This window comes from Actinocrinis sp., assembly GCF_035946395.1.
Classification (GTDB): Bacteria; Actinomycetota; Actinomycetes; order Streptomycetales; family Catenulisporaceae; genus Actinocrinis.
This window is the reverse complement of sequence record NZ_DASYZI010000334.1, coordinates 17,342-43,200: the sequence shown is the minus strand read 5'-3', so window position 1 is coordinate 43,200 and position 25,859 is coordinate 17,342. Positions and strand designations below refer to the sequence as shown.

Here is a 25,859-nt window from a genome sequence, read left to right as displayed (position 1 = left end):
AAGCTCGGCGCGGCGGTGTGGGACGTGGTAGAGGTCGGCGAACTGCTGGGGGACGCGGCGACCCGAGTCATCCGGATCGACCTCGGGTCCACCGGATTCAGGACGGTCCGACCCGAGCGACGCTCCCGGCGTGGCGCACGTGGTTAAATGTGACACCGCCTCTCTGCGCGCACGTGTCAGGTGAACCGCTCTGCCCTAGGGCGAACCATCGCCCCAAGGGAAACAGACCGAGGGTTTCACGTGAAACGTAATCCCGATGAGTGAGTTTCCTGGGAAACGCGCCGCGACTGACTCCTTTGATTCTCCGACCGAGGCGGCGAGGGGACATGATGGTCGCGCACGGTCAGTACAGTGCTTATGCGGAGGGCGATCCCGACCACGAGGATTCGCCTTCGCAGACAGGTCACGCGGAGCCGGCCGGGGAGCCGCTTCCGCGCGGATGGCGGCTCGACGAGTCTCGGGAACTGCCGTCGCCGCCCGACGGCTTCAGTTGGTCCTGGCAGCTCGACCCGCGGGCCGCGGACGCCGAACGAGCCGTCGTCTCGGCGACGGAGAAAGAGAGTTGGCCGATGCCCTACGACCAACCGCCGACAGCGGGACGATCGAATACCGAATCGGTGCATCCCGAGGTGGACACCGATCGGCTGCACGGCGGTCGCGGACGTTCTGACGACACTCCGATCGCCCGCGAGGCCGAGGCCGCACTGGCCGCGCTGTCGCGCACCATTGCGTTCCCGAGACCGAACCGGACCCGGACCTTCGTGGTGGCCAACCAGAAGGGCGGGGTCGGCAAGACGACCACGACGGTGAACATCGCAGCGTCGCTCGCTCAGGGTGGAGCGAAGGTGCTCGTCGTGGACCTCGATCCGCAGGGCAACGCGTCGACCGCGTTGAACGTGGATCACCATTCCGAGATCCCCTCGATCTACGACGTGCTGATCGAGCGGTACTCGATGGAGGAGATCGTCCAGCCGGTCTCGGACATCGAAGGGCTCTACTGCGCTCCGGCCACCATCGATCTGGCGGGCGCCGAGATCGAGCTGGTGTCGATGGTGGCGCGCGAGAGCCGGCTCCAGCGGGCGCTGGCGGGCTATCACAGCTCGATGGACTACATCCTGATCGACTGCCCGCCGTCGCTCGGGCTGCTCACGGTCAACGCGATGGTGGCCGGCGACGAGGTGCTCATCCCGATCCAGTGCGAGTACTACGCGCTTGAGGGTCTGGGTCAGCTGCTGCGGAACATCGAACTGGTCCGGGCGCACCTGAACCCGAATCTGCATGTCTCGACGATCGTGCTGACGATGTACGACGCGCGCACCCGGCTGGCCTCACAGGTGGCCGATGAAGTGCGCACGCATTTCCCGGAGCAGGTGCTGCGCACCGCGATCCCCCGCTCGGTCCGCATCTCCGAGGCACCGAGCTACATGCAGACGGTCATGACGTACGACCCCGCATCGACTGGAGCGCTGGCTTATCGGGATGCGGCGCGGGAGATGGCCGATCGATGGGCGGCGCGGGAAACGGTCGCGCGCATCCCCGTGCAGCAGGATGACAACAGAACCGACATGGGGATCAACGCTGAGGTGAAGCGATGAACGACCGCCGACGGGGACTCGGCCGCGGGCTCGGGGCCCTGATCCCGACGATGCCCGCCGACGGGACCGAGGGCACCTCGGCGCTGACCGCGCCGGCGCCGGCCGTGCCACAGCGGCGGCTGCCGCTCGGCGAGATCTACCGGGCGGACGCCGAGGAGGAGCCGGAGCCGTCCGGCCCGGTGTTCGTCGCGGCCTCGATCGTCGCGGACGAGGTGCCGGGCGCGCACTTCGCCGAGCTGCCGCTGGACTCGATCGTGCCCAACTCCAAGCAGCCTCGCGACTTCTTCGAAGAGACCGCGATGGACGAACTGGTCCACTCGATCCGCGAGGTGGGCCTGCTCCAGCCGATCGTGGTGCGCCCGGAGGGTCCGTCCGGCACCGGCAAGTACGAGCTCATCATGGGTGAGCGCCGGTGGCGCGCCGCCCAGCGGGCCGGCCTTGAGCGGATCCCCGCGATCGTGCGGGATACCGACGACGAGCGGATGCTGCTCGACGCGTTGTTGGAGAACCTGCACCGCTCTCAGCTGAACCCGCTGGAAGAGGCCGCCGCCTACGACCAGTTGCTGAAGGACTTCTCGTGCACGCATGAGGAACTGGCCGACCGGATCGGACGCTCCAGGCCGCAGGTGTCGAACACGCTGCGCCTGCTGAAGCTGCCGCCGAAGGTGCAGCTGCGTGTCGCGAGCGGTCTGCTCAGCGCCGGTCATGCCAGGGCGTTGCTCGGCCTGGACACCACCGAGGAGCAGCAGCACCTGGCCGAACGCATCATTGCCGAGGGGCTCTCGGTGCGCACGGTCGAGGAGATCGTGGCGGTGGGCGATCCCGAGAACGGCCGGACGCGGACGCCGCGCAAGGTGCGCGCGGGCGGGCGCGTCGCTCCGGAGCTCTCCGAGTTGGCCGGGCGGCTCTCCGACCGGCTTGAGACCCGAGTCAGGGTGGACCTCGGCGCGCGGCGCGGAAAGATCGTGGTCGAGTTCGCATCGCTGGAGGATCTGGAGCGCATCATCGGCACGCTGGTTCCCGGCGAGTGGGTGCGTGCACGCTCCGGTGGCGGCGGCGTGGACGAGGCCGCGTAGTTTCACCTGGAACACGGTTTCACGTGAAACACGCCGCTGCGGCGGGCACGCCGCTCACGTCGAACGCGTGCCTCACGTCGAATGCGTGCCTCATGTTGAACACGTGCCTTAAGTTGAACACGGCGCCGTGCCACCGAGGCGCGTACAAACGTGAACCTGCTTGAGAGATCCAGAGATCCATCGCGACGGCCTCCGTGTTCCACGTGAAACATGGGGGCCGTCGCGTGGCCGGGACGGCCGGAATAGCCACACCCCGGCAGCTGTTCGACTGCATGCCAAACCACACCCAGGGACCACGCTCGATGTCGAGCGCAGCACGAGAGAGGGTCAGCCAGCCGTGCCGCAGAGCCAAACTGTGCCGGAAAGCCAAGAGGGGCGAACCAGCGAGGTCCGCGACGTCATCGTCATCGGTTCGGGCCCGGCGGGTTACACCGCGGCCATCTACGCCGCCCGCGCCGGGCTCAAGCCGCTCGTCTTCGAGGGGTCGGTGACCGCGGGCGGCGCGCTGATGAACACCACCGACGTGGAGAACTTCCCCGGTTTCCCCGACGGCGTCATGGGCCCGGACCTGATGGACAGCCTGCGCAAGCAGGCCGAGCGGTTCGGCGCCGAACTCGTGCCGGACGATGTCACCGAGGTCGAGCTGACCGGCGAGGTGAAGCGGGTGGTCGACGGCGCAGGCGACACGCACCTGGCGCGCACGGTCATCATCGCGACCGGCTCGGGCTATCGCGAGCTCGGCCTGCCCGATGAGAAGCGGCTGTCCGGCCACGGCGTCTCGTGGTGCGCCACCTGTGACGGCTTCTTCTTCCGCGAGCAGGACATCGTGGTGGTCGGCGGCGGCGACACCGCGATGGAGGAGGCCACCTTCCTGACCCGCTTCGCCCGCACGGTGACGGTGGTGCACCGACGCGACCAGCTGCGCGCGAGCAAAATCATGCAGAACCGGGCCGTCGCCAACCCGAAGATCTCGTTCGCCTGGAACAGTGAAGTCGCCGGGATCGAGGGGGAGGACCGGGTGACCGCGGTCCGGCTGCGCGACACGGTGACCGGCGAGGAGCGCATGCTCGCCGCGAGTGGACTGTTCATCGCGATCGGGCACGAGCCGCGCAGCGACCTGTTCCGCGGCCAGGTCGACATCGACGACGAGGGCTATATCCGCGTCGAAGCGCCGAGCACCAGGACGAACCTGCCTGGCGTGTTCGCGAGCGGTGATGTTGTGGACCACGTATACCGGCAGGCGATCACCGCGGCGGGCACGGGTTGCGCCGCTGCACTGGATGCGGAGAAGTACCTCGCCGCGCTGGCCGACGGTGACTCGAACGAGGACAGCGTCCCGTCGCAGTGAGCATGCTCCGGCTGGGCGCGGTCAGACTGAACAGTGTTGAACTGAGCACAGCGTTGAACTGGGCACTGCTGGACTGGGCACTGTTGGACCGAACACAGCCGGAATGAACGGGCCGGTCGCGCCGTTTCAGACGAACGCCCCCTGCGACCGTCAGCACGAACGAAGCAGTGAACCCTGGGAGACGAGGAACCATGTCAGCCCTCAAGCACGCAACCGACGCGTCCTTCGAGAAGGACGTGCTGGAGAACGACCAGCCGGTCCTGGTGGACTTCTGGGCGGAGTGGTGCGCCCCGTGCCGGATGATCGAGCCGATCCTGGACCAGATCGCGGTCGAGTACGCCGACTCGATCGAGATCGTGAAGGTCAACGTCGACGAGAACCCCGAGATCGCCGCGACCTACGGGGTGCTGAACATCCCGATGCTCAACGTCTACGTCAACGGCAAGGTCGCCAAGACGATCGTCGGCGCCAAGCCGAAGCGCGCGCTGCTCAAGGACCTGGATGAGTTCATCTCCGCCTGAGCCCGAGCAATAGTACAGGGGCCGCCTCCATCGGGGCGGCCCCTGTACTTATTGGTGAATCGTGCTTTTCGGCGAACTGTGCTTTCTGGTGAACGAGGAAGTGCCGCGGTCTACTTGGCTACCAGGCCGGAGGCCAGCACGCGGTAGTTCGCGGCGGTGCACGGTGTCGCGTAAACCACCGCGAGCACGGTCGAGGGATCGTTTGGGTTTGCGTAGACGACCAGTATCGACGGTGTGCCCTCGTACGGACCCGTGGTCATAGCCAGAAGCTGGTGGTTGGCGTATGCGGGGTCAGCGGACCCGCAGAGTGAGCCGGCCGATTCGCCGTAGGCCGATCGGTGACTCGACAGAGCCTGCGTGGTCCACGTCGCGAGCAACGAACTCGACGCGACCATGGTCGGAGCGGTCTCAGCACCTCCCAGCCCCGGGTTCGCGTTGTATGGGGCGGCGTTGCGTTGCGCCGTTGATCCCGAAGCAGTCGAGGCGTCCTCGGATTGCGAGCTCGACGAGGCGACCTTGAGGATGAGCCCCAAGCCACCCGCTATCACCACGAGCGAAGCGAGCGCCCAGCCGAGGCCCTGCACGGGGAACCGGCGTCGGCGGCGTACGTTGGTGGTGGTTCTGGATGGCACGAGCGCCTCGGCCGGGCTTGTGGAGGCTCTCGCACGGTCGGCCTTCTCGCCGATGCCGGAAGTTGCTGCCTCGGCACGAGCGGCCGACTCGCGTGCCAGCGCGGCGTCGATCCGGATGGCCACTTCCTGCGGGATAGCCGGCGCGTCCCACATCTCGAACTGTGCCAACAGCTCCGAGATCGCGTCGACTTCGCCCCGGCAGGCGGCGCACTCCAGAAGGTGCTCGGCTGCGCCCGCAGCGCTCGGCTGCGCGCCTTCGGCCAGCGCCGACAGGTCTTCAGTCGACAGATGGGTGCCCGGTCCTCTACGGGGCTCGTGTGCCGTTGTCACCGCACACCTCGTTCCATCGGTTCCGGGCTGTCGCCAACGCCGGTCCCGGGGCCGTCACGAGTCGGCGTCTGCGATTGGACGGGCGGGGACTGTGGGCGGTTCCGCAGATCGGTGAGCAGTACCGCCAGTTTCGCCCGGCCTCGCGCGCACCTGCTCTTGACCGTGCCCGGCGGCACGCCGAGAGCCTCCGCCGCCTCCTGCACCGACAGTCCTTCCAGGTCCACCGCGACGACGGCCGCGCGCTGGTCGAGCGGCAGGCTGGCCAGCGCGTTCTCCAGCATGATCCGCAGTTCGCGGTTCTCGGCCATGTCGGCCGGGTCGCGCACGGCGCGCTGCCAGGTGGCGGACTGTTCGTCGGGATAGCGGACGGTGGGGCGCGCCGCTTGGCGCCGGACGCGGTCCAGACAGGCGTTGACCACGATGCGGTACAGCCACGTCCCCACCGCCGACTCCGACCGGAAGTTCGCGGCCGCGCGGAACGCCGAGACCGCCGCGTCCTGTAGGGCGTCCGCAGCGTCCTCGGGATCGCTCGTCGTGCGCAGCGCCACCGCCCACAGCCGGTCGCGGTGCCGATTGAACAGCTCGCTGAAAGCCTCGGGGTCGCCCTCGACGTGACGGGCCAGCAGTTCGCGGTCGGCCGCGTCATCCAGCGCCCGCTGCGCGTCGCTGCGCCGTGGCCGCATCCGCTCCTCCCCCCGTGCTTCGTCAGACGTTCTGGCCGCCTCGTTTCCGTGCGCGGCGGCTCCGGGTGAAGCCGCGTTTGGAAAAACGCCGTGTCAGGAGAAGATTTTGACGTTCGCCAGGCTGTCGCGGTAGCCCGCGATGTCGTAAGGTCCCGCGTCCTGGTGCGGCAGTGCGGTGAACCAGACGAGCACGTACCGGGTGTTCACCGTGGCCGGGAACGTGACGTCGACCTCGCCGCCCACGCCGGCCTTGGTGGACTGCTTGACGAACCCGGGCGGGGCCGAGTTGGAGACCTGCGGTAGCGAGCTGAGCGAGGTGCCGGCGGTCCACACCTCGACGGTCGCCCCGGGAACGCCGACCGTGAAGGTCACCTTGCCGATCTTCTGCGCGGCGCCGAGGTCGAAGATGACTCCGGTGCCCTTGCGGTAGGACGTTATGTCGGGACCGTCCTTGTACGTCGAGGTGACCCAGCCCTCCGACGAGCCGTTGTACGACTGCTGAAGCCGCTCGGCGTCGTCCTTGCCGCTGTCCGAGTCCCATATCGACGCCGTCGTGATCGCCAGTTGCTGGGCCGTGGATGGGGCCGACGCCGTCGAGGAGGAGTTCGGGTTGGTCGGCGGCGTGGTCGTGGAGTTGTTGTGCCCGCCGAGTTGGAACGCGGTCACCGCGCCGATCACGACGACCACACCGAGGATCACGGCGAGCAGGCCGCGCGGCATCCGGCCGATGGCGCCGCCGGGCGCGTCGATCCGTTGGGTCGCGGATGGCATTCGCGCGGACGACATGCGCACCGCGCTGGACGCGGCCACCGGGTAGACCGGAGGGCGGCGTTGCTGGGCGGAGCGAGGCTGCTGTACCGGATACGGCAGGACATCGGTGACGTCCGCGTCGTCGCGCAGCTTCGGCAATCCGGCGATGGCGCCGCTGAGCGCCTTGGCGTTGTCGATCGCCGGGCTCTCGCCGTCGGCGGGCTGGAGGAGTTGCTCGACGAGCTGATCGACCGTCTTCGGGATCGCCGCGCGGATCTGGGCCGGGGTGAACGGCTTCCCGTGGGCCCGGGGCGCCGCGGGCAGCCCGAACGCCGGCTCCTCGCCCGGCCAACGGCCCGTCAGCGCGGCGTACCAGACCGCCCCGATCGCCTTGACGTCGTCGAGCGCCGCGGCCGATCCGGTCTCGCCGCCGGACATCGCGGTCTCCAGGCAGAGACCCAGGATTTTCACCTGGTTCGTGCTGGTCAGCAGGACCTTGTCAGGATCGAGCGCACCATGCGGCATGTCCCATGAGTGGGCCTCCGTCATGGCCACGGCCAACTCGCGTGCGATACGCGTCGCGACCGCGACCGACAGCGGCCCGCCGGCGAGACGGTGCGTCAGATCCGTCGCGTCGGCGACCCATTCGGTGATGACGTAAACCAGGCCGTTCTCGTCCGCCACGTCGAGCACTTGAACGAAACGCACATCGGGAACCATCGCCGCGTTGCGCGCGGCCGCTTCGACCGCCTGCGCACGCGAATGGCCGGAAGCGACCAGGTCGACGCCCACCTCGCGGTTGAGCACCTCGTCGAAGCCCACCCAGGTCTGCGGCGACTGCCCTGCGCCCGGATAGCGCCGCAGCCCCCGCTCCAGCCGATAGCGGCCGGCCAGCCGCGCGCCGACACGGACCTGGTCGTCGAACCGGGCGTGGTCGAAGTTCTCGCTGTCACCGGCGGGCTTTTCGGCCAGGGAAGCCACGGCCCTCCCTCTTGTGCTTCGTTCCGTCGTCGGGCTTCCACGCGCCAGACGACAGCGCGCTCGCACTCATGCTAGTGCCCGGTTCTCAACCGTCGAACCGGGCGTGGCGCGCGCCGTGCAGGAGAAATGACGCATTGCGGGGGCCTTCGGTTGTATTCGTACTGTCTGATTGCGCGGTGCCTGATTGCACAGCGTCTGCTTCGGCGCGGTCCCTGATTCGGCACAGTGCCCGATTTTGACTCGGTGTCCGATCCGGCACACTCGTTCGGATGCGATTCAACGGCCGAAACGCGAGCGTACCGTGCCGATCAATGCGTCGACCTCTTCGATGCGCATCCGGCGCGAGGCCACCAGGAACAGTCCGAGGAACAGTCCGCCGCCCACCAGCAGGCCGGACCCGGCGCCGGTCAGCCCGCCGTGCAGCTTGCTGGTGATCTCGAACCCGATCGGGCCGCCGATCACCGCGGCCAGCGCCGAGGCCGCACCGAGCTTGGCGTGGGCGCGCACGATGCGTCCGGTGTCGAGGCCGCGCAGCTTGCGGCTCAGCCTCGCGCCCGTCATCACCATGCCGATCGTGTAGGCGACGACATAGCCCACGCACATGCCCGCGACGGCCCACTTCGTGTTGTGCAGAAGCTCGTACGAGACGTACGCGAAGCCGCCGTTGAACGCCGAGATCCAGGCCGTGATGACGAACGGCGTCTTGGTGTCCTCGTAGGCGTAAAAGCCACGCAGCATCAGATACTGCGCGGAGAACGGGATAAGGCCCAACCCGAACGCCATGAGCATGTAGCCGAGGTTGCGGGCCATCGTTGCGTTGGTCGCGCCGTGCTGGAACAGGATCGCCGAGATCTGCTGGCCGAACGCGACGAACGCGAACGCGCACGGCACGATCGCGACCGCGCTCACCCGCAGGCCGTACGAGATCGAGTCGCGCACCGCGGTGCGGTCGCCCGAATGCGCGGCGCGACTCATCCGCGGCAGCAGGGCCGTGATGATCGAGACGGTGATGATGGCCTGCGGCAGGATCCAGATGGTCAGCGCGTTCGAGTACGCGACATAGCCGACGCCCTCGGTCTGGTGCGTGCCGCTGGTGTCCATCGCGCTGCTGAGCCGGGTGACGATCGTGGTGGCCACTTGGCCGACCAGCACCATGCCCATGGTCCACTTGGCGAGCGTCATCGACTTGCCGAGGCCCACGCCGCGCCAGTCGAACCTGGGCCGGAAGCTGATCCCGGCCTGCCGCAGGTAGGGGATCAGGCTCACGGTCTGCAACGCGATGCCGAGCGTGGTGCCGATGCCGAGCAGCGCCAGTTCGTTCGGGGTGATGTTCTCGGTGGTCTGCACGTACCCGGCGATCCACAGGTACGCGCCGAGCGTGGCGATCTGGATGACGTTCGCCAGCACCGGCGTCCACATCATCGGCCCGAACTTGTCCTTGGCGTTGAGGATCTGACCGAACATCACGAACATGCCGTAGAAGAAGATCTGCGGCAGCATGTAGCGCGCGAAGATGATCGTGACCTCGCGGTTCGCCCCGGTCGCCTTCGGATAGAAGAAGGTGACGATCTGCGGGGCGAGCAGCACGCACAGCAGCGTGAGCACCGCCATGACGATGATGGTCAGCGTGAGCAGCCGGTCCATGAACGCCTGGCCGCCGTCGGGGTCGTCCTTCATCGCGCGCACCAGCTGCGGCACGAAGATCGAGTTCACCGCGCCGCCGATGACCAGCAGGTAGATGGTGTTCGGCACGTTGTTGGCGATGTTGAACGCGGCACCGAGGGCCAGCGTGCCGAGCGCGGCGACCAGCAGCAGCTGGCGGACCATGCCGGTGACCCGGGAGACGATGGTGCCCAGCGCCATGATCCGGCTGGCCCGGGAGACGCTGGTGGCCGCGGGCCGCCCGCGCGCCTCCTCGGCGGTGCCGGCGCCGCCGTCCGGGAGGGGCGCCGGGCTCCACGGTTCGAAGGGGCCCAGCGCGTCGGGCCGTGTTCCGGGGCCCTGGACCTGGCTGCGGCGCGGCGGGATGAGCTGCTCGATCGCCGAGGGGTCGAGGAAGGAGGTTCCGAACACCGGCAGGTTGAACCGGGTGGCGTCGACGGCCTCGGCGTACGCGTCGCGGCGGGCCGCGCGCGCGGCCGGCGCCTCGTCCTCCGGTATGGCCGGGTACCACAGGTCCTGCTGCGGTGGCTGAGTCCGGGCGGTGCGCGGTCGGTCATCCTCTGGCCAGCGTGCCATCGCTCCGGTCCTCGGTACCTTCTATCGAGGCCCAGCGCCGCCGGCCGGGGGTTCGCCACCGCCCCGCCCGACTCGCTGAGCGGTCGTCGCGGGGTTGTCCCCGCTGTCAGCTAGTCATTGTTCCCATTTATTGTTCCCGTTCCGCCTTTGCTGCGGCGGCGTTACCCGGGGAAGCGCCGATCGCATCGTGCGTTGCCTGCGGGTCACGGGTCCGTCTGCCCCGGTAGATACGCAACCCTACAGCCACGACCAGCAGCGCGGCCGACAGTCCGAAGATGACCAGCGTGATCGAGCCGATGGAGGAGACCGTCACCTGCAACGACTGGGGTTCACCGTAGTTCGCGCCGTCAGGCGTGACCAGTTGCGCGGTGACTGTGACCCGGGTGCCGGAGACCGCGGAACTCACGTGCACGTTGACGGTGGTCGAGCCCTGCGGAACGGTCTGCACCGTGATGGACTGGACGGTGAGGCCGGCATGGTCCGTGGTGATCCTGATGCCCACGCGGACCGGGTAGCTGAATCTGTTCTCGACGGTGAACGGAATGGCTCCGCTCTTGCCGGAGAGCGTCAGGTCCGACTTCTGCACCAGGCTGACCAGGTCCATCGTGGTCTTCAGCCTGCTTTGCACGGCTCCTGCGAAGGCTGCCTGAGCGGTCGCCGAGGAGCGCCACGCGGTGGAGACCGTGCGCAGTACCGCCGGAGTGAACAGGTCGATCGCCGGGTCGGGTTGAGTCAGGATCGTGGACAGTGCCCGCAGCGAGGCGCTGATCGAGGCGGTGGTGAACAGCTGACCCGTGCTCAGGTCCGAGCGTGTGGCGGCCGAATCGCGCTCTATGGTGCCGACCTGCGCGTGCGCGTCCGGGCGGGTGGCCAGCAGCGTGGAAAGGCCGACTGTCTTCACCCAACTGGCCTCGCCAAGAGCCGTGAGCAACTGGGGATCAGGTGTGACGGTGCGTGACGCGGTGACCATCACGGTGCGTGGCGTGCGCAGATTGGGACGCTCCAGCGCGATCAGCGCGCTTTCCGCGAGGAACCGCTGCGAGCCGAGCAGCGACTGGTCGGAGCCCTTCGACGCAGCGTCCGCCGGGTCGCCCGCGAAAATCGCGTCGAGCGACGCGTCGCTGACCGCGAGTTGGTCGCCGTCCACCGACGCGCGGCCGGTCGGCGTGTAGCTCTCCAGCGGAGTGTGCATATTGACCGAGTCCGAGCGCGCGATCACGGCGCTCGGGTTGAGCGCTTTAGCCAGGTTCAGCGTCCTGGAATCCACTTGGCCGTCTGCGGGCCAGGCCAGAGTGCCCTTCGGGGTACGCCCCGTCAGATCGGTGATGGTCGTCCCGGTTTGCTTGGCCGCGCTTGTGACCATGTTGCTTGACAGCAGTGGGTTCGCGCGGGCGAGCGAGCCGAGGTCCGGGTCGGCCGCCGGCAGCTGCCAGAGTTCGTCAGCGCTGTTCGGCGGCGTGCTGTTCGGTCCGGCGCCGCCCGGCCCGGTGCCGCTGAATACCGCCCTGGCCTCGGCGAGCCAGCCGGCCGCGTTCTGTGCTCCGGTGCCCGGGGTCCCGTTCGGGTAGAGCGAGTAGCCGTGGCTCTCGGTGTTGGCGGTGGCCAGCAGATCGGGGTCGACCGCCCACGACACCGTGACGTTCTCCGCCGCAGCTGCGGTGGTGAGCATCTTGGCCAGCCGACCGGTGGGGCCGAACTGCGGGGACAGATTGTCGTTGGCGGCTTCGTGTACGTCCTTGTCGGATGCTCCGTCCAGCGCAGGTGCTGCGGTCACCGGCCATAGGACGACCATCTGCGTCGCATGGAAGCTTGAATCGCCGACCATCGCGTAGGGCAGATAAGTGCGGACGACTCCGATCCGCTCTCCGTCCGAGTACGCCCCGATGTCGAGGGCGTAGATGCTCTGACTGATCGGCGAGAGTGCGGAGACCGGCATCGACAGGGACCACTGGGTCGTCGAGCCGGCGGAGAGCGACCCGACCGGATCGCCGTAGCCGTAGACGAGCTGTGAGCCGACGCCCGCTTTGCTGCCCATGTCGGACCTGACCTGCAAGTCGGCCACGGCGAGGCGGATAGTCACGTCCGAGTGGTCCGCCGATCCAGCGGTCACGTTCCCGCTCAACTTCAGTGTGCTGTCCTTGACTGCGACGGCCGGGGTCAGCGAGGAGATGGCGACCGTGACGGTGTTGGATGACGCAGTGTTGGAGTTCGCAGCCGCTGACGGTACCGGACTGTCCATCACCACGAGCGCGCCGAGCACGAGCATGCTGACGATCACGGACCGCGGGGCATGGTGCGAACTCACGGGCGGAATCCTAGTGTCGTTGCTGAGCGTCGAGGGTGCGGGTCGCTCGGGCGGAGCCCGTACCCTTGGATGACGTGTCTACCTCTCCTCCGGATGCCGACCTGCCCGACAACGCCACTACCGACGCGGACGGCGAGGCCGTTGCCAATGCCGCTGCCAATGCCGGGCGGCTGCTGAAACTCGCCCCGGTGGCGGACGAACTCGCCGACAGGTTCAGCCAGGCCGGCCACGCGCTCGCCCTGGTCGGCGGTTCCGTGCGGGACGGCCTGATCGGGCGCCTCGGAGAGGATCTGGACTTCACCACCGATGCCCGGCCCGAGCAGGTGCTCAACGTGGTCAAGCGGTGGGCCGAGGCGGTATGGGACGTGGGCATCGCCTTTGGCACTGTCGGGTGCCAAAAGGACGGATACAAGCTGGAGATCACCACGTACCGCAGCGAGGCGTACGACCGCGCGTCGCGCAAACCCGTCGTCTCCTACGGCGACACGCTCGAAGGCGACCTCGTGCGGCGTGACTTCACCGTCAACGCGATGGCTCTGCGTCTGCCGGAGCGCGAGTTCGTCGACCTGTTCGGCGGCCTGCGCGACTTGTCGGCGCGGACGCTGCGTACTCCGGCCACGCCGCAGGAGTCCTTTTCGGACGATCCGCTGCGGATGCTGCGCGCCGCGCGTTTCGCCGCGCAGCTCGGCTTCACCGTGGCGCCGGAGGTCGTCGCCGCGATGCGGGAGATGGCGGACCGTATCAAGATCGTGTCGGCCGAGCGGGTGCGCGACGAGCTGAACAAGCTGCTGCTTTCACCCGATCCGCGCATCGGCCTCGGCCTGCTGACCGACACCGGGCTGGCCGAGCACGTCCTGCCGGAGCTGCCGAAGCTGCGCTTGGAGATCGACGAGCATCACCGGCACAAGGACGTCTACGAGCACACGCTCACCGTCGTCGACCAAGCCATCGCGCTCGAAGACGGCGGCCCGGATCTGGTGCTGCGCCTGGCCGCGCTGCTGCACGACGTCGGCAAGCCGCGTACCCGGCGCTTCGAGCCCGGCGGCGGGGTCTCCTTCCATCACCACGAGCTGGTCGGCGCGAAGATGACCAAGAAGCGCCTACGTGAGCTGAAATACCCGAACGACGTGGTGGAGGACGTGTCCCGGTTGGTCGAGCTGCATCTGCGCTTCCACGGGTACGGCGAGGGCGAGTGGACCGACTCGGCGGTGCGCCGCTACGTGCGCGATGCCGGGCCGCTGCTGCCGAGGCTGCACAAGCTGACCCGCTCCGACTGCACCACGCGCAACCGCCGCAAGGCCGCCGGACTCGCCGCCGCCTACGACGCGCTTGAGGAGCGGATCGAACGGCTCAGGGGGCAGGAAGAGCTCGACGCGATCCGGCCCGACCTGGACGGCAACCAGATCATGGAGCTGCTCGGCGTGTCTCCGGGGCCGGTGGTCGGCCGTGCCTACAAGCACCTGCTGGAACTGCGTCTCGATCAGGGGCCGCTTGAGCACGAGGCCGCGGTCAGCGCGCTGCGGGAGTGGTGGGCGCAGCAGCCGGAGAGCCGGAAACCGGAAGCGTAGCTCCCGCGGGGTCCGAGTCGGAGCCCGATTCAGAACCGGAGTTGGAGGCCGAGCTCCGCGAGTCGCCGATGCGGCCGCGGCGCAGCGACTTGGGTGCGTACCAGAGCCCCACGAGTGCGTAGCAGGCCGCGACGGTGATGAGCACGACGTACGACTTGCCGGTCGTCGGGAGAGTGGCCGCGGCGAACGCGGCGGCCAGCACGAACGCGCCGTTGTAGACCATGTCGTAGAACACGAAGACCCGGCCGCGGAACTCGTCGTCCACGGCTCGCTGCGCCAGCGTGTCGGTGCAGATCTTCTGTCCCTGCGACACGATTCCCAGCAGCAGCGCGCCGATCAGCAGCGGCGTCGACGCGAAGGGCAGGCCGAAGAGCAACTCGGTGACCGCGGCGCCGAGCAGGCAGATGGTGATCCACGCCTCCAGGCGTATCCGCCGGGTGATCAGCGGGGTGATCACCGCGCTCAGTCCGAAGCCGAGCCCCGAGATGCCGAGCGCGAGGGCGAATCCGGCCAGCCCGCGGTCCGGGTTGCCCGGATCGTTGAACAGGTTGCGGTACAGCAACAGGGTCATGATCGTGACCGTCGCGTAGCAGAACCGCGCGATGGTCACCGCCACCAGCGCACGGCCCGCGGCCGGCCGGGAAGCGATGTGCCGGGCGCCCTCGGCCACGCCCCGCGCGACGTTGCGCATCGCGTCCCAGGCGGCCTCCTGCGGCACCTCGGTCGGGCCGAGCCCGGCGCGCGGGATGCGCATCGGGAACGTCGCCGCGAGGACGTAGAGCCCCGAGACGACGATCAGTTCGCCGACCGTCCCGCTGTCGCCACTGCCCAGCAGCGCGTGCACCACCAGGCCGACCGCGCCGCCGGCCGTGGCCGCCAGCGTTCCGGCGGTCGGCAGCGCGGAGTTCGCCGTGACGAGCTGGGAGGCCGGGACGGTGTGCGGCAGTCCGGCGGACAGGCCGGCCAGTATGAAGCGGTTCGCGGACAACACGCCCAGCGCGGCCGTGTAAAGCAGCGCGTTCGGCACGCGCATCGCCACCAGTACGGCGACCACCACCACGAGCACGGCGCGCAGCAGGTTCGCCCAGACCAGCACCTGGCGGCGCGGCCAGCGGTCCAGGAACACCCCGGCGAACGGGCCGACGAGGGTGAAGGGCAGCAGCAGCACGGCGAAGGCCTGCGCGACCTGCCCGGCGGTCGCCTGCTTCTCGGGGGAGAAGATCACGTAGGAGGCCAGCGCGACCTGGAACGTCCCGTCGCCGAGCTGCCCGATGAGCCGCGTGGCGAACAGCAGTCGGAAGTCGCGCAGGTGCTTCCCGGTCAGCACGCTGCGCAGCCCGCTCAACAGGGTCCCGGAACCTGCTGCGGGAGCCGGAGCGCCATTCTTCGGGGCAGGTGCCATCGAGGCCACCTGAAAAGCCTAGAAGGATTCAAGCTGCTGCGCATCGGCTTGGCGGCGTACGTCGAGCTGCCCCGACGTACGCCCTGGTACCTACGTCTCGTGCGTGCTGCTCGTGTGGAGGGTTTCGCGGCGATTGTCAGGCTTCGACGTACTGGTCGGCGACGCTCAGTGCCTTGTCGATCGCGGCCAGACCCTTACGCGCGTCGGCCTCGCTCATGTTCAGCGGCGGGGTGAGCTGCAACCGGTTGAAGTGCGTGAACGGCCAGGTGCCGTGCTTCTTGCACTCGGCCAGCACCGCGTTCATCGGTGCCGCCGCCGCGCCACTCGCACCGTAGGGCACGAGCATTTCGCGGCTGTCGCGGTTCTTCACCAGGTCCAGCGCCCAGAACGCGCCGATGCCACGTGCCTCGCCCACCGACGGATGCCGCTCGGCGAACTCGCGCAGCGTCGGCGCGAACACGTTCTCGCCCAGCCACGCCGCGTTCTCCACGATCCGCTCCTCGCGCATCACGGTGATCGTGGCCACGGCCGCCGCGCAGGCCAGCGGGTGTCCCGAGTAGGTGAGGCCGCCGGGGAAGACCCGGTTGCGGAAGGTGTCGTGGATCGCGTCCGAGATGATCACGCCGCCGAGCGGGACGTAGCCGGAGTTGACGCCCTTGGCGAAGGTGATCAGGTCGGGGGTCACGTCCCAGTGATCGATCGCGAACCAGGCGCCGGTGCGCCCGAAACCCGCCATCACCTCGTCGGCGATGTAGACGATGCCGTACTTGTCACACAGCGCGCGCACTCCGGCCAGGTAGCCGGGCGGCGGGACGAGGATGCCGTTGGTGCCGACCACGGTCTCCAGGACGATCGCGGCGATGGTGCCGGAGCCCTCGAAGACGATGGTCTGCTCCAGATGGTCGAGGGCGCGCTCGGTCTCCTCGGCCTCGGTGGTCGCGTAGAAGTGCGAGCGGTACAGGTATGGGCCGAAGAAGTGCCCGACGGCGCTGTCGTGGTGCCCGGCGATCTCGTTCGCCCAACGGCGCGGATCGCCGGTCATGGTGATCGCGGTCGCCGTGTTGCCGTGGTAGGACCGGTACGCCGTCAGCACCTTTGGCCGACCGGTGTGGACGCGCGCCATGCGTACCGCGTTCTCGATCGCGTCTGCGCCGGCGTTGGTGAAGAACACCCGGTTCAGGCCCTCCGGTGCGTGGGAGGTGATCAGCTCGGCCGCCTCGGACCGCTTGTCGTTGGCAAAGGAGGGGCTGATCGTGCAGAGCCGGGCGGCCTGCTCCTGGATCGCGGCGACCACCTTCGGGTGCTGGTGCCCGATGTTGGTGAACACCAGCTGGCTGGCGAAGTCGAGGTAGTTGTTGCCCTCGTAGTCCCAGAAGCGGGAGCCGGAGGCGCCGGCGATCGGCAGCGGGGCGACCTGGTCCTGCGCGGACCAGGAGTGGAAGACGTGCGCGCGGTCGCGCTCGGACACCGCCTTCCCCTGGTCCGGATCGGGCGCGGGGACGGCGTGAGCGGCGAGCGCGGAATCGGTCATGCACCAAGGGTAGGAAACGCCGATCGTGCTGCTCCATCGGCACTGTGTAAAACGGCTCCTTGAAGTTGGCCGGGGTTGTGATGGCGGCTGTGGATCTGTCGGCGGGCAGACGCCCTTCTGCCCGCCGAGATCTTTCGCCGCTGCCCCGGTCGACTTCGAGGAGTGTGTACGACGGGGCGGCCCGATCCGGGCAGGTTGTCCGGTGCGAGGCTCCGGGGAGCTCGCTGCCGTCTCCTAGCGGCCTCCTACAGGAAGCTGCGCAGCTGGATCGTCGCGTCGCGGGCCGGGCCGACTCCGATCGCGGAGATCGGCGCGCCGGACATCTGCTCCAGCGTGCGTACGTAGCTCTGCGCGTTTGTCGGCAGGTCGGAGAACTCTCGGGCCTTCGTGATGTCCTCGTCCCAGCCGGGCAGGAACTCGTAGACCGGCTTGGCGTGGTGGAAGTCGGTCTGCGACATCGGCAGCTCGTCGTACCGCACGCCGTCCACGTCGTATGCCACGCACACCGGGACCTGCTCCCAGCCGGTCAGGATGTCCAGCTTGGTGAGGAAGAAGTCGGTCAGTCCGTTCACTCGGGTCGCGTAGCGCGCGATCACCGCGTCGAACCAGCCGCACCGCCGGTCGCGTCCCGTCGTCACGCCGCGCTCGTGGCCCTTGGTGCGCAGCGCGTCGCCATCCGCGTCGAACAGCTCGGTCGGGAACGGGCCCGCGCCGACCCGCGTGGTGTACGCCTTGAGGATGCCGATCGAGCGGGAGATCTTCGTCGGGCCGATGCCCGAACCCGCGCAGGCGCCGCCGGACGTCGGATTCGAGGACGTCACGAACGGATAGGTACCGTGATCGACATCAAGCAGGGTGCCCTGAGAGCCTTCCAGAAGGACTACCTTGCCCTCGTCAAGCGCCCTGTTCAGCAACAGCGACGTGTCCATGACGTAAGGGCGCAGCCGCTGCGCGTATCCGAGGTACTCCTCGACGATCGCATTGACCGAGATCGCCCGCCGGTTGTACAGCTTGACCAGCATCTGGTTGCGGTCACGCAGCGCCGCCTCGACCTTCTTGGCGAGGATCCCCGGGTCGAACAGATCCTGGACCCGGATGCCGATGCGGGAGATCTTGTCCGCGTAGGTCGGGCCGATGCCGCGGCCGGTGGTGCCGATCCGGTTGTTGCCGAGGAACCGCTCGGTGACCTTGTCGATCGTCCGGTGATACGGCGTGATCAGGTGCGCGTTGGCCGAGATGATCAGCCTGGAGGTGTCCACCCCGCGCGCGTTCAGGCCGTCGAGCTCCTGCAACAGCACGGCCGGGTCGATGACCACGCCGTTGCCGATGACCGGTACGCAGCCCGGCGTGAGGATTCCGGAAGGCAGCAGATGCAGTGCGTAGGACTGGTCGCCGATCACGACGGTGTGGCCCGCGTTGTTGCCGCCCTGGTAGCGGACCACGTAGTCCACCGAGCTGCCGAGCAGGTCGGTGGCCTTGCCCTTCCCTTCGTCGCCCCACTGGGCGCCGACGAGCACTAGCGCTGGCATTCCGGTACACCTCTTCCCGGACATAGTTAAGGCCCGGCGCAAGCGCGACCGGGCCTCTTGCATCAAGAGACTACCTGAGCCTGACCTCGGTGGCCACTTCGGCGGGACGCCGACCGGTATTCGGGGCCTGTTCACCGACTCCGGGCGCCCCGCCGTGACCGCGGCGCGGGCTACTTGATCTTCGTGCCGGCCGAGCGCAGGTCCTGGCAGGCGGTCACCACGCGCCGGGCCATGCCCGCCTCGGCGGACTTGCCGTAGGAGCGCGGGTCGTAGGCCTTCTTGTTGCCGACCTCGCCGTCGATCTTGAGCACCCCATCGTAGTTCTTGAACATGTGGTCCACGATCGGCCGGGTGAAGGCGTACTGAGTGTCCGTGTCGACGTTCATCTTCACCACGCCGTAGTCCAGCGCCTCGCGGATCTCGGAGAGCAGCGAGCCGGAGCCGCCGTGGAAGACCAGGTCGAACGGCTTGTCCTTGCCGTACTTGGCGCCGACCGCGTCCTGGATCTCCTTGAGGATCGACGGGCGCAGCTTGACGTTGCCCGGCTTGTACACGCCGTGCACGTTGCCGAAGGTGGCGGCCAGCAGGTAGCGGCCCTTCTCGCCGATGCCCAGCGCTTCGGCGGTCTTCAGCACGTCCTCGGGGGTGGTGTACAGCTTCTCGTTGATCTCGTTCGCGACGCCGTCCTCCTCGCCGCCGACCACGCCGATCTCGATCTCCAGGATGGTGCGCGCCTTCGTGGTCTGCTCCAGCAACTCGGCCGCGATCTGGAGGTTCTCGCCGAGCGGCACCGCCGAACCGTCCCACATGTGCGACTGGAACAGCGGTTCGAGGCCCTTGGCGACCCGCTCCAGCGAGATCGCCACCAGCGGGCGCATGAAGCCGTCGAGCTTGTCCTTCGGGCAGTGGTCGGTGTGCAGCGCGATGTTCACGTCGTACTTGGCCGCGACCACGTGCGCGTACTCGGCGAGCGCGCTCGCGCCCGTGACCATGTCCTTGACGGTGCTGCCGGCGAGGAACTCGGCACCGCCGGTGGAGACCTGGACGATGCCGTCGCTCTGCGCCTCGGCGAAGCCGCGCAGCGCGGCGTTGAGCGTCTGCGACGAGGTCACGTTGATGGCGGGGTACGCGAAGTGGCCGGCTTTCGCCCGGTCGATCATCTCCGCGTAGACCTCAGGGGTTGCGATGGGCATGTGGACTCCTCGATGCGGTGTGTTCCATCAACACGGTTTCACTGCTCTTCGAACTCGGCCGGGGCTGCGGCGCGGGGTCGGCCGTCGCGCAGCGGCGGGCGGGCCTACAGCCGCACACAAAGCCCCGGCCAAGCCCGAAGAGCCGGTTTCAGTGGCACGTTCGTTGCTTGGCCTTCGTCAGTGTCGCAGACGGGCGCCGCACAACGTCAAAGCGGTCGCGACGTGGGACGTGAGTCCGTCGTCGCGACCGCTCGGTGACACGATCTGCGGCTTTGCCGCCGTGTTGGCGGCCGCTGCTCGTTACTTCTTGTGGCGGCCCGCTCCCGCCGCCGGCACGGTCTCGTGCCGCTGCTCCTGCCGGTCGTACCCGGCCGGGGCGCCGCCGCCGTCGCGCTTCGCCTTGCGCGCCGTGAGCACCTCCTTGATCAGCGGGATCGCCGAGAGCAGCACGATGAGCAGGGTGATCGGGATGATATAGGTGTCGACCTTCGACGCCGGCACGGTCTTGCCGACCAGGTGCCCGGCGATCAGTACGCCCTCGGTCCAGACGACCGCGCCGATCGTGTTGTAGACGAAGAACTTGCGCGCCGGCACTTCGAGCACGCCCGCCACCGGGTTCATGAAGGTGCGCACGATGGGGATGAAGCGGGCCAGGATGATGGCCTTCGCGGCGCCGTAGTCGTTGAAGTAGTACTCGGCCCGCTCGACGTACTCCTGCTTGAAGAACCGGGAGTCCGGCTTGTCGAACAGCCCCCGGCCGAACCGGACGCCGAGGTAGTGGCCGAGCTGGGCGCCGAGGACGGCGGCGATCGGCGATCCGATCAGCAGTGGCGCGAGCGACAGGTGGTGCGCCGCGTTCGGCAGCGTCAGGAAGCCGGCGATGAACATCAGCGAGTCGCCGGGGAAGAAGAAACCGATCAGCAGACCGGTCTCGGCGAACAGGATCAGGAGCACGCCGAGGATCGCGTAGGTGCCGAACGCCGTGATGTAGTCCTCGGCGTTCAGCGGGTTGAAGGCCAGCAAATGCGTCACGCGCACTAGCGTAACGGTGGTTTGTACGTGATGGCCGAATGCGCGTGCACTGTTGCCTACCCGCTACGCAAGTCCCAGATCGCTCAGACTGTAGGCGGCGTAGTAAGGCAGCGCGGCGGCCTCGATCGCTTGCTGCGCGCCACGTTCGACGATCACCGCCACCGCGGCGACCTCCGCCCCGGCGGCGCGTACCGCCTCCACGGCAGTGAGCGGCGAGTTGCCGGTGGTCGACGTGTCCTCGACGATCAGGACGCGGCGCCCCGCGATGTCCGGCCCCTCGATCCGGCGCTGCATGCCGTGCGCCTTCTCGGACTTGCGCACCACGAAGGCGTCCAGCTTGCGGCCGGCGACCAGTTCCGGGTGCGCGGCCGCGGCGTGCATCATCGCGCCGGCGACCGGGTCCGCGCCGAGGGTCAGTCCGCCGACCGCGTCGAAGTCCAGGCCGCGCACCAGTTCGAGCATGACCCGGCCGACCAGCGGGGCTGCCGCGCCGTCCAGCGCGACCCGGCGCAGGTCGATGTAGAAGTCCGCCTCACGCCCCGAGCTGAGCACCACCCTGCCGTGCACCACGGCTTTCGCCTTGATCTGGCCGAGCAACTCGGCGCGCTCCGGGCTCTGTGGGGCGAAGGTGATAGGCATCGGAAAACGTCCTTCCGGTCGGGGCGTCGCACACAGGATACGGATCACCGTGCATTACGGGATCACAGTGCATGTCGACCGCGGCGTGCCCCGCCCCAACCCGAAGGCTGTGCAGTAGAGGGCTGTGTCGTAAGAGAAGCGTGGGTCAAAGCAGCGAGCGCGTACCGTTGCCGACGCCGACCATTGGCGGCCGGGTTTCGACACCGGGATGGCGCCGCAGAGCGGTCGTGCGTAACGACGCCTGGCTCGGCAGCACGGTCGGTACGGGATCGCCTGGCAGGGGATCGATTGCTGCTGAATCGGCTGACCCCGAATTGGCCGGCATGGCATCCGTACTCTGCTGTGCCGACGGGCTCTCGATACCGTTGCCCGACTCGTTACCGCGCACGATGCGTGCGTAAAGCCGCTCGGCGAACTCCTGGGTCTTGGTCATGGCGGCCAACTCCTCGTCCGCCAGTGCATCAGGCGCTGGGACGTCGATCGTCTCCACCACACAGCGCGCAACCTCGTTACCCGAGGCCTCGGCGAGGATCTTGCCGAACTGGTGCGCCGCTTCGCGGTAGGCGGACGCGTCGCCTGCGGCGGTGTCGCTCGGCAGCGCCGCGCGCATGCGGCCCATCGCGACGTCGAGCCGGTCGCGCTGCTCGGGCTCGATCCGCTGCGCGGCCAGGTCTGCCATCAGCAGGTGCAGCGCCGTGCGCACCTCGTCGAGCTCGACGGCGAGGGTGGCCGAACCGCCGTACTCCAGCAGCACCGAGAGCACCAGCGGGTCGAGGATGTTCCAGTCCGGCTTCGGCCGCACCGTGGTGCCGCGGCCGTGCCGGATGCGCAGCACCCGCTTCTCCTCCAGCGCCTTGAGCGCCTCGCGCAGGATCGTCCGGCTGACCGCGAACTCCTGCGCCAGCGCGGCCTCGGGCGGCAGGTCCCCGCCGGGCTGGAACTCACCGTCCAGTATCCGCAGCAGCAGCCGCTCGATCACCGCGTTGGCCAGGCGGCTGGGCCGGACGACCCGGTGGACGTTCCACCCTTCGACGTACATACGCTTCGGCTCCTGACTTGCAGTGCGCGTCCGATTGCGCACAGAACGTGATGCACACAGTAGGAGCAGACCCGGGACGATGCCGCCGATTCAACCGACAACCACTCGATCCGATGACAAGACTCACTCTCCGGAGAAATCGCGCTCTCTGGAGAAATCACGGTGCCGGAGCCGGCGCAGCGCCGCGAACAGGACGGCCACCGCCGCGAGCGTCGCGGTCGCTGCCCCTATCAGGAACGGGATCCAGGGCGGCAGGCTGCGGTCGCGCAGCCGGCTCCAGATGTCGTCCGGCTCCGGCCCGGGCTTGTCCAGGCCGCCGGGCTCCGGTTCGAGCTCGTCATCGTCGTCGTCCGGTTCTTCCGGCGGCTCGTCCGGCTCCGGTGTCACGAGGCGCAACGGCGTCGGCGCGGAGATTTCGGGCTCGACGGCTGTATAGGGATCGGCCTCTGCTTGCGGATCCGGGGGCTGCGTCGTCGGTGCGGACGCGGTGCTCACCGTGCTGGAGCTGCCCGGCACATCCCGCGCAACGTCGCGCACGACGGCCAATGAAGCTCGTTCCGGAGCACGCGGCGGTTCCGCGGCTGGTTGGTCATCAGTGCGTTCCGGGCGCGCGGCCGGCGAAGTCTCGGCCAGGACGGTGAACCAGCGGTGCACCACGCGCTTGAACGCCGCGTCCATGGACTTGGCGGGCAGTGGCGCGGCACCGGGTGTGACGTCCAACTGTCCGTCGACGACCACGCGCGTGCCCGAGCCGGACTTGCGCAGCACGATCTCGACCAGCCCCTCGACCGAGCCGCCGGCCCGGCCGAAGACCGCTTCGACCTCGATCGAGACCCGCAGCGCGGTGGGCACCACCTCGACGATGCGGGCGACCCCGCGGAAAGTGACGGCCTGCTCCCGGGTGCGCACCCGGAGCCTGCCCGCCACGCCCTGCGCCCCGGAGGCGTCGATCGAGACGTTCGGCAGCGCGCCGAGCAGCCGTTCGGGGTCGGTGACAGCGGGCCACAGCAGTCGTCGGTGGACCGGGACCGTGGCCTCGTACGGCATCGACACCCTCGCTGCGGACTGCTGCGCCACGGCGACTGACCGCCGTGCTCGCGGCCAGCGTACGCCGCCGCGTCACGCTGGGCATCGCGCAGGGCGCACACGAGGGTTTTCCCCGGCGACGCGCTCGCGTTCCGTCCGCGCTGTGCTCCGGTCAAAGCTGTGCTCTGGTCAAACAAGAGACAGTCAGTCCACACGTAGGAAGCTCAGCGTGGTCGCGATCTGGTGATCCTGTGGATAGGTGTGCCAGGTGCTCCACCACAGGCCCGCGCGCCACGGCTGGATGACGATACCCGTGAGCGCTCCCGGTATCCCGGGGTAACGGCCGGCCAGCCCCTGCGCCGCGCACCGCTCGATCGCGGCGACCCGCTGGCCGAACTCCGCGGCCGAGCAGGTCCGTACGTCGGACTCGATCGTGTACCGCCAGCCGCGTAACTCGCACTCGGCCGCTTGGGGCAGCGGGGCGGTTTGCTCGGGCAGGCAGGCGACCGTTTCGAGACACACCGGCTGGTCGGCGCTGGCGAGCCAGACGGCGATCTGGTGCGACGCGCCGAGCAGCCGCAGCTCGGCCTGGAACGGCGGCAGCTCCAGCCGTCGGCTCGCCAGTGCGCGCAACGGTCCGAGCCGTATCGACCAGCCGAGCTGCGCGGCGCTGGTCTCGTAGTACCCCGCGGTCAATTCGACGAGCATCGATCGCTACCGTTCCCAGGCCGTAGGCTTCCACCGGGTGCTGGCAGGTGTTCGTCTGTCAACCAGCCCGCCATGGTCAACGACTGGAGGACGCGTGGGTCATCACGCCGTGCCTGAGGCAGATCACCCGAAAGCGTTACCGATCAACGAGATCGGTACGAGTCGCGCCGGAAGCCCCCGCCCGGTGTTGGCGACCCGGCTGCACGGCCTTGGCACGACGATCTTCGCCGAGATGTCCGCGCTGGCCACCGCCACCGGCTCGATCAACCTCGGCCAGGGATTCCCGGACAGCGACGGTCCTGCCGCTGTCGCCGCGGCGGCTGCGCGCGCGATCCTTGAGGGCCGGGGCAACCAGTACCCGCCGGGACCGGGCATCCCTGAACTGCGTCACGCCGTCGCGGGCCACCAAGCCGCGTGGTACGGCCTGCGCTTCGATCCGGACACCGAAGTGCTGATCACGGCGGGCGCGACCGAGGCGATCGCCGCCGCGCTGCTGGCCCTGGTCAATCCGGGGGATGAGGTGATCGCGTTCGAGCCCTACTACGACTCGTACGCAGCCTGCATCGCCATGGCCGGCGGCATACGCGTCCCGGCGACGCTGCGTCCGCCGACGCCTGAGCAGCCGCGCTGGCATCCCGATCTCGACATCCTCGAAGCGTCGATCACGGACCGCACGCGCGTGCTGCTGCTCAACTCGCCGCACAATCCGACCGGCATGGTCCTCGACGAGGCCGAACTGCACCGGCTCGCCGATCTCGCCGTGCGCAACGACCTCGTCGTGATCACCGACGAGGTCTACGAACACCTCGTCTTCGAAGGTTCGCACATCCCGATCGCGACGCTGCCGGGCATGCGTGACCGGACGGTGACGATCTCCTCGTCCGGCAAGACGTTCAGCTTCACCGGCTGGAAGATCGGTTGGGTCACCGCGCCGACGGAACTCGTCTCGGCAGTGCGTACCGCGAAGCAGTTCCTCACGTATGTCAGCGGTGGACCGTTCCAGTACGCCGTCGCCGATGCGTTGAAGCTGCCCCGCGACTACTATGCCGATCTGCGCGAGAGCCTGCGCGCCCGCCGCGACCTGCTGGCAGCTGGCTTGGCCGACATCGGCTTCGGCGTCTCAGCGACTGAGGGCACGTACTTCATCACGACCGACATCCGGCCGCTCGGCGAGGACGACGGACTCGCGTTCTGCCGTGCGCTGCCTGAGCGTTGCGGCGTGGTGGCCATCCCAAACGCAGTCTTCTATGACGACAAGCAGGCCGGCGCGCCGTTCGTGCGCTTCACCTTCTGCAAGAAGCCTGAGGTGCTCTCCGAGGCGCTGGATCGTCTCGCGGTGCTGGTAAAACCCGCGTGAGATCGCAGTGCGTTTCGCGTCAGGGGATGCGCACGTCGTGGTACTGCTCGGCGAGTTGCCGATCCACGTCGGTCAACTCGTCCTCACGTACCGGGGTGACGAGCGTCCAGTGCTTGCCCACAGGGCAGCGCTGCCAGCGGACCATGCCCAGGCGTACCGCCTTGAGCGATCCCCCGGGAATCCAGATCGTCGTGAACAGGTGACCGGCGCGGCAGCGCACGATGGTGTTGCCGCCCAACTTGTAGCCCCTGCGCCGCTGGACGAGAGTTCCCAACGCGAGAACGGCGACGACCGCGGTGAGGACGAGCGCGCGGGGCTTCATACCGTCTCCCTCGCGCGACTTGACATCTTTGGCCATACCGCAACTATCCCCCGC

The 25,859-nt window shown here is 68.5% G+C and carries 21 protein-coding genes; 6 read left to right on the top strand and 15 right to left on the bottom strand.

Annotated features, from left to right (window positions below):
• The first annotated feature begins 569 nt into the window (after positions 1–569).
• From VGS97_RS20985 to trxA, 4 genes are all read left to right on the top strand, one after another.
• Positions 570–1,595 (top strand): ParA family protein, encoded by a 1,026-nt coding sequence (locus VGS97_RS20985; RefSeq protein ID WP_414641771.1) that lies wholly within the window; start codon positions 570–572, stop codon positions 1,593–1,595.
• Positions 1,592–2,671 (top strand): ParB/RepB/Spo0J family partition protein, encoded by a 1,080-nt coding sequence (locus VGS97_RS20980; protein WP_326855314.1) that lies wholly within the window; start codon positions 1,592–1,594, stop codon positions 2,669–2,671. The genes VGS97_RS20985 and VGS97_RS20980 overlap by 4 nt, the downstream gene beginning before the upstream one ends.
• 355 nt (positions 2,672–3,026) lie before the next feature.
• A complete protein-coding gene (gene trxB / locus VGS97_RS20975) occupies positions 3,027–4,019 on the top strand; it encodes a thioredoxin-disulfide reductase (protein ID WP_326855313.1) in 993 nt (330 codons plus the stop codon).
• Between the two features lie 191 nt (positions 4,020–4,210).
• A complete protein-coding gene (gene trxA / locus VGS97_RS20970) occupies positions 4,211–4,540 on the top strand; it encodes a thioredoxin (RefSeq protein ID WP_326855312.1) in 330 nt (109 codons plus the stop codon).
• A gap of 110 nt (positions 4,541–4,650) precedes the next feature.
• Here the strand turns inward: trxA and VGS97_RS20965 are convergent, their stop codons facing one another.
• The 5 genes from VGS97_RS20965 to VGS97_RS20945 form a co-directional block, all read right to left on the bottom strand.
• Complete coding sequence (locus tag VGS97_RS20965; protein ID WP_326855311.1) at positions 4,651–5,502, bottom strand: hypothetical protein; 852 nt, start codon at positions 5,500–5,502, stop codon at positions 4,651–4,653.
• A complete protein-coding gene (sigM, locus tag VGS97_RS20960; protein ID WP_326855310.1) occupies positions 5,499–6,185 on the bottom strand; it encodes an RNA polymerase sigma factor SigM in 687 nt (228 codons plus the stop codon). The genes VGS97_RS20965 and sigM overlap by 4 nt, the downstream gene beginning before the upstream one ends.
• A gap of 93 nt (positions 6,186–6,278) precedes the next feature.
• Positions 6,279–7,916 (bottom strand): protein kinase family protein, encoded by a 1,638-nt coding sequence (locus tag VGS97_RS20955; RefSeq protein WP_326855309.1) that lies wholly within the window; start codon positions 7,914–7,916, stop codon positions 6,279–6,281.
• 276 nt (positions 7,917–8,192) lie between these two features.
• Positions 8,193–10,154, bottom strand: a complete 1,962-nt coding sequence (murJ, locus tag VGS97_RS20950) for a murein biosynthesis integral membrane protein MurJ (RefSeq protein WP_326855308.1) — start codon at positions 10,152–10,154, stop codon at positions 8,193–8,195.
• A gap of 127 nt (positions 10,155–10,281) precedes the next feature.
• Complete coding sequence (locus tag VGS97_RS20945) at positions 10,282–12,459, bottom strand: DUF6049 family protein (protein WP_326855307.1); 2,178 nt, start codon at positions 12,457–12,459, stop codon at positions 10,282–10,284.
• Positions 12,460–12,533: 74 nt separating this feature from the next.
• On the opposite strand from VGS97_RS20945, the gene VGS97_RS20940 reads away from it, so the two are divergent.
• A complete protein-coding gene (locus tag VGS97_RS20940) occupies positions 12,534–14,027 on the top strand; it encodes a CCA tRNA nucleotidyltransferase (protein WP_326855306.1) in 1,494 nt (497 codons plus the stop codon).
• Here the strand turns inward: VGS97_RS20940 and VGS97_RS20935 are convergent.
• From VGS97_RS20935 to VGS97_RS20895, 9 genes are all read right to left on the bottom strand, one after another.
• Positions 13,969–15,429, bottom strand: a complete 1,461-nt coding sequence (locus tag VGS97_RS20935; protein ID WP_326855305.1) for an MFS transporter — start codon at positions 15,427–15,429, stop codon at positions 13,969–13,971. The genes VGS97_RS20940 and VGS97_RS20935 overlap by 59 nt on opposite strands.
• A 136-nt stretch (positions 15,430–15,565) precedes the next feature.
• On the bottom strand, positions 15,566–16,960 hold the full coding sequence (locus VGS97_RS20930; protein WP_326855304.1) for an aspartate aminotransferase family protein: 1,395 nt from the start codon (positions 16,958–16,960) through the stop codon (positions 15,566–15,568).
• Positions 16,961–17,205: 245 nt separating this feature from the next.
• Positions 17,206–18,489, bottom strand: a complete 1,284-nt coding sequence (locus VGS97_RS20925) for an adenylosuccinate synthase (RefSeq protein ID WP_326855303.1) — start codon at positions 18,487–18,489, stop codon at positions 17,206–17,208.
• A gap of 170 nt (positions 18,490–18,659) precedes the next feature.
• A complete protein-coding gene (fbaA, locus tag VGS97_RS20920) occupies positions 18,660–19,682 on the bottom strand; it encodes a class II fructose-bisphosphate aldolase (protein WP_326855302.1) in 1,023 nt (340 codons plus the stop codon).
• 300 nt (positions 19,683–19,982) lie between these two features.
• Positions 19,983–20,714 (bottom strand): DedA family protein, encoded by a 732-nt coding sequence (locus VGS97_RS20915; RefSeq protein ID WP_326855301.1) that lies wholly within the window; start codon positions 20,712–20,714, stop codon positions 19,983–19,985.
• Between the two features lie 63 nt (positions 20,715–20,777).
• Positions 20,778–21,353, bottom strand: a complete 576-nt coding sequence (gene pyrE, locus VGS97_RS20910; protein WP_326855300.1) for an orotate phosphoribosyltransferase — start codon at positions 21,351–21,353, stop codon at positions 20,778–20,780.
• 145 nt (positions 21,354–21,498) lie between these two features.
• Positions 21,499–22,392, bottom strand: coding sequence for a FadR/GntR family transcriptional regulator (locus tag VGS97_RS20905; protein WP_326855299.1), 894 nt, complete (start codon positions 22,390–22,392; stop codon positions 21,499–21,501).
• 123 nt (positions 22,393–22,515) lie between these two features.
• Complete coding sequence (locus VGS97_RS20900) at positions 22,516–23,469, bottom strand: hypothetical protein (RefSeq protein WP_326855298.1); 954 nt, start codon at positions 23,467–23,469, stop codon at positions 22,516–22,518.
• Between the two features lie 153 nt (positions 23,470–23,622).
• Positions 23,623–24,126: a DUF2617 family protein gene (locus VGS97_RS20895; RefSeq protein WP_326855297.1), complete on the bottom strand. Its 504-nt coding sequence runs from the start codon at positions 24,124–24,126 to the stop codon at positions 23,623–23,625.
• Between the two features lie 184 nt (positions 24,127–24,310).
• On the opposite strand from VGS97_RS20895, the gene VGS97_RS20890 reads away from it, so the two are divergent.
• Positions 24,311–25,483, top strand: coding sequence for a pyridoxal phosphate-dependent aminotransferase (locus VGS97_RS20890; RefSeq protein WP_326855296.1), 1,173 nt, complete (start codon positions 24,311–24,313; stop codon positions 25,481–25,483).
• 19 nt (positions 25,484–25,502) lie between these two features.
• Here VGS97_RS20890 and VGS97_RS20885 read toward each other — a convergent pair whose 3' ends face one another.
• Complete coding sequence (locus VGS97_RS20885; protein WP_326855295.1) at positions 25,503–25,805, bottom strand: hypothetical protein; 303 nt, start codon at positions 25,803–25,805, stop codon at positions 25,503–25,505.
• Between the last annotated feature and the right edge of the window lie 54 nt (positions 25,806–25,859).

Excerpts from the sequence above, each read along its gene's own strand:
- trxA (WP_326855312.1), top strand. The coding sequence starts at position 4,211 with ATGTCAGCCCTCAAGCACGCAACCGACGCGTCCTTCGAGAAGGACGTG.
- VGS97_RS20885 (WP_326855295.1), bottom strand. The coding sequence starts at position 25,805 with ATGAAGCCCCGCGCGCTCGTCCTCACCGCGGTCGTCGCCGTTCTCGCG.
- sigM (WP_326855310.1), bottom strand. The coding sequence starts at position 6,185 with ATGCGGCCACGGCGCAGCGACGCGCAGCGGGCGCTGGATGACGCGGCC.
- VGS97_RS20895 (WP_326855297.1), bottom strand. The coding sequence starts at position 24,126 with ATGCTCGTCGAATTGACCGCGGGGTACTACGAGACCAGCGCCGCGCAG.
- fbaA (WP_326855302.1), bottom strand. The coding sequence starts at position 19,682 with ATGCCCATCGCAACCCCTGAGGTCTACGCGGAGATGATCGACCGGGCG.
- VGS97_RS20905 (WP_326855299.1), bottom strand. The coding sequence starts at position 22,392 with ATGTACGTCGAAGGGTGGAACGTCCACCGGGTCGTCCGGCCCAGCCGC.
- pyrE (WP_326855300.1), bottom strand. The coding sequence starts at position 21,353 with ATGCCTATCACCTTCGCCCCACAGAGCCCGGAGCGCGCCGAGTTGCTC.
- VGS97_RS20985 (WP_414641771.1), top strand. The coding sequence starts at position 570 with ATGCCCTACGACCAACCGCCGACAGCGGGACGATCGAATACCGAATCG.
- VGS97_RS20980 (WP_326855314.1), top strand. The coding sequence starts at position 1,592 with ATGAACGACCGCCGACGGGGACTCGGCCGCGGGCTCGGGGCCCTGATC.
- murJ (WP_326855308.1), bottom strand. The coding sequence starts at position 10,154 with ATGGCACGCTGGCCAGAGGATGACCGACCGCGCACCGCCCGGACTCAG.
- VGS97_RS20935 (WP_326855305.1), bottom strand. The coding sequence starts at position 15,429 with ATGGCACCTGCCCCGAAGAATGGCGCTCCGGCTCCCGCAGCAGGTTCC.
- VGS97_RS20930 (WP_326855304.1), bottom strand. The coding sequence starts at position 16,960 with ATGACCGATTCCGCGCTCGCCGCTCACGCCGTCCCCGCGCCCGATCCG.
- VGS97_RS20925 (WP_326855303.1), bottom strand. The coding sequence starts at position 18,489 with ATGCCAGCGCTAGTGCTCGTCGGCGCCCAGTGGGGCGACGAAGGGAAG.